At 43.6% G+C, this 5,040-nt stretch carries 3 protein-coding genes and 1 pseudogene; 1 reads left to right on the forward strand and 3 read right to left on the reverse strand.

Translation table 11 applies throughout. The features are described 5' to 3' along the window. A partial coding sequence (locus ACP45E_RS18975; RefSeq protein ID WP_141707427.1) for a HAMP domain-containing protein occupies window positions 1-1,218 on the reverse strand: 1,218 nt, incomplete at its 3' end. 505 nt (window positions 1,219-1,723) lie between these two features. On the opposite strand from ACP45E_RS18975, the gene ACP45E_RS18980 reads away from it, so the two are divergent. After that, window positions 1,724-3,268: a cryptochrome/photolyase family protein gene (locus ACP45E_RS18980; protein WP_017035932.1), complete on the forward strand. Its 1,545-nt coding sequence runs from the start codon at window positions 1,724-1,726 to the stop codon at window positions 3,266-3,268. A gap of 109 nt (window positions 3,269-3,377) precedes the next feature. Here the strand turns inward: ACP45E_RS18980 and ACP45E_RS18985 are convergent, their stop codons facing one another. Both ACP45E_RS18985 and ACP45E_RS18990 read right to left on the reverse strand, forming a co-directional pair. Next, window positions 3,378-4,331 (reverse strand): helix-turn-helix domain-containing protein, encoded by a 954-nt coding sequence (locus ACP45E_RS18985; RefSeq protein ID WP_017035933.1) that lies wholly within the window; start codon window positions 4,329-4,331, stop codon window positions 3,378-3,380. A 280-nt stretch (window positions 4,332-4,611) separates the two neighbouring features. After that, a pseudogene (locus ACP45E_RS18990) lies at window positions 4,612-5,040 on the reverse strand (hypothetical protein); the annotation flags it as partial.

A 5,040-nucleotide genomic window follows, 5' to 3' on the forward strand; every position in this document is an offset into this window, starting at 1 on the left:
ACCCATTTCGTTAATGGCCGTGACCACTTGAATCGTTTGATCTCGTTGAACTTGGCTATTATCGAGGGTTCTTGTCGCCTTGTCAGACACGCTTTCTGCAGCGTTACTCAAGGAGCCGCTGGTGGACGCGACTTCAATCATGGTCGAATGAATCTTTTCAATGAAACCATTAAAACCCGTTGAAAGTTGTCCGATTTCATCGTTACTTTTCACTTCAATTCGTTGCGCTAAATCGCCTTCACCTTTCCCTAATTCGGTAAATCGTTCCGCAAGAAGTTTAATCGGATTAATGATGCTGTTGGCTAGGAATATCCCCATTACAATAAAAACAAACGCGACAGCAAGTGTCGTCAGCAGCATTTTTTGGGCCGTGGCGTTTAAGTCGGAAAAGACCTCTTCGGTAGGCACCACACCCACAACAAACCAGTCCATAGAAGGTACGTAGGTCGCGGCGACAAACACTTCTTGACCATTGTATTCAGCGGTGATCAAGTTGAATGCCGATTTATTTAACAAGTCGTTTGCTTCGGAACCAAAGAGTCGATTCAGCGATGAGTTGGATTTGTCTTTCTCGCGATGAATCTGCACCGCACCTTGGCTGTCAGTCAAAAAGACAAAACCGGTTTGTTCAATACGGAATCCATTCAATAAAGACACCATGTCGTCCATCGACTTAGATAGCCCCGACATTGTAAAGCTCGCCAAGTTTTGATAATTGGCAAACATCTTCACATCGCCGTTTGGTTCTTGGAAGATACTGACAGACGTGTCTTGCCCAGAATTAGTGAAGCCAAAGAACCAGCCATCCTGACTTTGGTTCAATTGTCGCAAAAAGCCGTTTTGGTTCCAGTAGTAAGCGGACTCTCGATTGGCAACAGAGGCGTCATTTAACTGGTACTGGTCACGAACATTGTTGAGTTGTTTGACGAGCATTTTTTCGACAGCGGGATCGCGATCAGTCGATTTAATCGCATCCGCTATAAATTCATTGTTGGCAAGTTGCTTTGCCGCCAAAAGCATTTGGCTCACCTGTTGATCAATTTCAGCATTGATTTGCCCCAGCATCGAAGGAAATTCTATTTCAATCAAACGATACGTGAGCATCTCTCGCGCATGCTTTTGAGCCATAATGCCAACGAATGCTGTAGAAGCGAGTACAGCGAACGTGATACCTAAAACCACTTTTTGTTTAATACTCATTGAATTTAGTTTCAGCATATTAAAACCCTAATTTGATTCATCTTTATTTGACTTCTTCTATTTAGTTAGATGTGAGCATATGCAACACACCTTGTAAACTTATGCGGTGACAAGGTAAATGGTAGCGGTCTATCAATGTGATCGTTTCCGGTACATTGTCAGTACAATACAACGATGGATTCAATACCAACCAATATCACGCGGGCAAACACGAATGACTCTGTGATGCCAGCGTCCATTAGCGATAAACGATACATCATACTTAATGATTTGTAAGCAAAGGTTTCATTTTGATACCGTCATTATAACGGCAATACATAGAAAAGCATGAGAGATAATGCGGTTCAGTGACTAAATTGTTCATGTGTGAGGGAATGTTAACCAGATCGTGTGGCGGTTTTTTCAGGTTAGGCCTGATAATGATAGGTGATGAGTCATGAACTGAAACACGAGAGATGATTTATTAGCTAAAGGCATAGCGTAAAGCATTCCATTTAAAAGTGACCGCCAAAGAGGGCGCTAAATGCAATTCGATTCGATAAGGTTGGTTCTAGGAGACCAACTCAACAGCGAGCACTCTTGGTTCTCGCAAGTAGATGAAACCGTACTCTACATCATTGCTGAGCTGAAGCAAGAGAGCCAATACGTCACCCACCATATTCAAAAGGTGTGTGCGTTTTTCTCTGCGATGGCTCATTTTTCACAGGAACGTCAGCGTGAAGGGCACCAAGTGTTGTCTCTAACACTGGACGACACTCATCGGTTTTCTGATCTTTCTGAGATGATAACTCACTATGTAAACGAGGTTGGTGCTACTCAGTTTGACTATCAACGGCCTGACGAATATCGCTTACAACAGCAGTTGGCCTCACTTGATCTAAACAATGTCAAAGTTCAGTGCGTTGATACCGAGCACTTTCTGTTGCCATTTGAAGAGATCCCACAGCAGTTTACTCAAGGCAAACATGTGATGATGGAGCATTTCTATCGACGCATGCGTAAGCGCTTCAATATTCTGATGGAAGATGGAAAACCACTGGGCGGAAAATGGAACTATGATGCGAACAACCGCAACAAGTTAAAAGCGAGTGACCTTGAAAAATTACCCAAGCCTTTGTTATTTCGTACCCATGCCGATCCGATTGTTGAGCGATTAACTCGCCATCATATTACGACGATTGGTCGTTTAGATGGAGACCTCATTTGGCCCGTTAATCGCGCACAAAGTTTGTCTCTACTCGCGAACTTTTGTCAGGTGTGTTTGCCGAACTTCGGGCGGTTTCAAGATTCAATGACCGAGAAGCATGAAGCAAAATGGAGTCTTTATCACAGCCGTTTGTCGTTTTCGCTGAACTGTAAATTGCTTCATCCGAAGGAAGTTATCGATGCCGCTCTCAAAGCTTTTCATTTTAACGCGGAGATCGATATTGCTCAGGTCGAAGGCTTTGTGCGTCAAATCCTAGGGTGGCGAGAATACATTCGCGGTGTTTATTGGGCCAATATGCCCGGCTACCCCAAGAAAAACGCATTGGAAGCGCGAAATCAGTTACCTGGCTATTTTTGGACGGGAGAAACAAAGATGGCATGTATGCGAAACGCCATTGAACAGTCGTTAGATTATGCTTACGCGCATCATATTCAACGCTTAATGGTGACGGGCAATTTTTGTTTACTCACTGAAGTCGAGCCTGATCAAGTCGATGAATGGTATCTAGGCATCTATGTTGATGCTATTGAGTGGGTAGAGATGCCGAATACTCGCGGAATGGCTTTGTTTGCGGATGGTGGAATTGTGGGTACCAAACCTTACGCGGCAAGTGGTTCTTACATTAATAAAATGAGTGACCACTGCAAAGGTTGCCATTACGACAATAAAGCACGAAGCGGTGACGGTTCATGCCCATTTAATAGCCTTTATTGGCGATTTATGGATAAGCACGCAAAGCGACTGGCGACGAACCCTAGAATTAAGATGATTTATCGGTCTTGGGACAACATGGATGAAGCGAAACGCCGCGATATATTACACACGGCTGATCAATACATAGAAAACTTAGAGAACCTGTAACCCAACACGAATCAATAGCCAATGAGATTGCGCTTTTCCTTTATTCTTAAGGCGTTCATAGTCAAGCCACTGGCGCTAACACTGTGTTAATTAGCCTGCTGGATTTTGCTTATTTGAACTGGCTTTGATATTGAGCTGGGGTTTGCTTCATCCAACCTTTGAATGCGCGATTAAAGTTGGATAAATCGGTATAGCCACAGCGCCAGGCGGTTTCGAAAGGCGACACCTTCTCTCTGAGTAGCTTGGTTGCTGTTTCACAACGTGCGTTATCTCTGGATTGTCTAAAAGTAAGCCCTTGGTCGGCAAGGCGTCGTTGTAACGTTCGCGGAGAGCTGCCGATGAGTTGTGCTAGCCATTCAACGTTAAACCAGGGCAAAACGGCGTAAGTGTTAATGAGGGCATCTAGCGTGGTGTGCCAATCATGCTCTCTTTTTTGAGGCTCAACACCAATAAAGTTATCCGATAAAGGGATTTCTATTGCGCCAAACGCATGGCCGAAAGTAAACGATACTGAACTAAATGCAGCGGGTAAATCTTTTGCTAAATGGCCAGGTAAACTCATTAATACCGATGTGGGCTCCCACGTTTTCCCCAAAAATGAACGGCATAAGGAAAGCAATGCAAAAGCTCGAAACCACTCTGCCTGATCAAAGCCAGATACTGATGGGTGGTAAGCCCCGCGATGACATAGATACCACTTATCTTCAATCTTTTCTGGCCAGACGACCACATGGCTATTTAAGGTGGGCATGACTTCAATGAGGGTATGGATCGCCTGTTCCAGATTGTCGCAATGAACAAACGCAGAATGTAATTCGGGCGAAATTTGTTCTAGGGTGATCAGTCTACCAACATCTAATCCTATCCTACGATTGGATTTTCTCATTATGGTATTGAGAAACGCCATTGTTTGATGCGAAGGTAGCCAGTATTCGCCGTCCTTCAAATCTTCAGGAAACTGATATTTTTCAGCAACACTTTTCCATTCAATACCTTGTTGATCAAAATAGTTGAGGAAAGGAAGTAGGTTATTTGAATTACTAATGTTGATGGTATTTGGCATTAATGCGCACAGCTCCATGTGACTACCGTTAGTCTGTATCATATAGGATATGAGTTGGATGTGCTAAAAATTGAAAAGGATAGTGAAGTTATTGAGGCAAAATAGGGGGAACCAGTTGAACGGTTGTGAGTACCTTATTTCTGATACGAACAAGAAGAAAGGGAAGAGAGGAATCGATGATTTATCTTGTTGGAAAGCAGCTAAATGTATTGAGTACTTATGGTCAAGAAGTAAAAAGCATCCCTGCTTTTTAATAAACTATATTAAGGTAAATTAGGCCTTAGAAGTAGACTTTGTAAAATGCCCACGCAACGGTGTCATCAATATCGACGGTTTGATGGGTAGATTGCATGCTACCAACCGTATTTTCAATTTTGAACTGTCCCCAGCGTTTTCCATCAGCGGATAATGGTGTACCGACAGTGATTGATGATTTAAGCGTTGACGTTTCAATACTACCGTCCATATAGGTGTATTCTGGTGACAGCATCAGGTAAGTACCATCAGCGCCTGGCTTCCAAGAAAGATAGGCCGCCGCCATACCACCAACGATATCTGTATCCGTTTCACCCATTGCAGAGGCAAAACCTTCATCGTATTCACCGGCTAACGCGCCAACACGACCAAAGATAGTTAAGCTTTCTACGCCTGGCTTGAACATCGCAACCGCACCGACAGCAGCCGTTGTAAAGTTGGTGTTATCAATAAT

This window comes from Vibrio genomosp. F10 str. 9ZD137, from assembly GCF_049974785.1.
Taxonomy (GTDB): Bacteria; Pseudomonadota; Gammaproteobacteria; order Enterobacterales; family Vibrionaceae; genus Vibrio.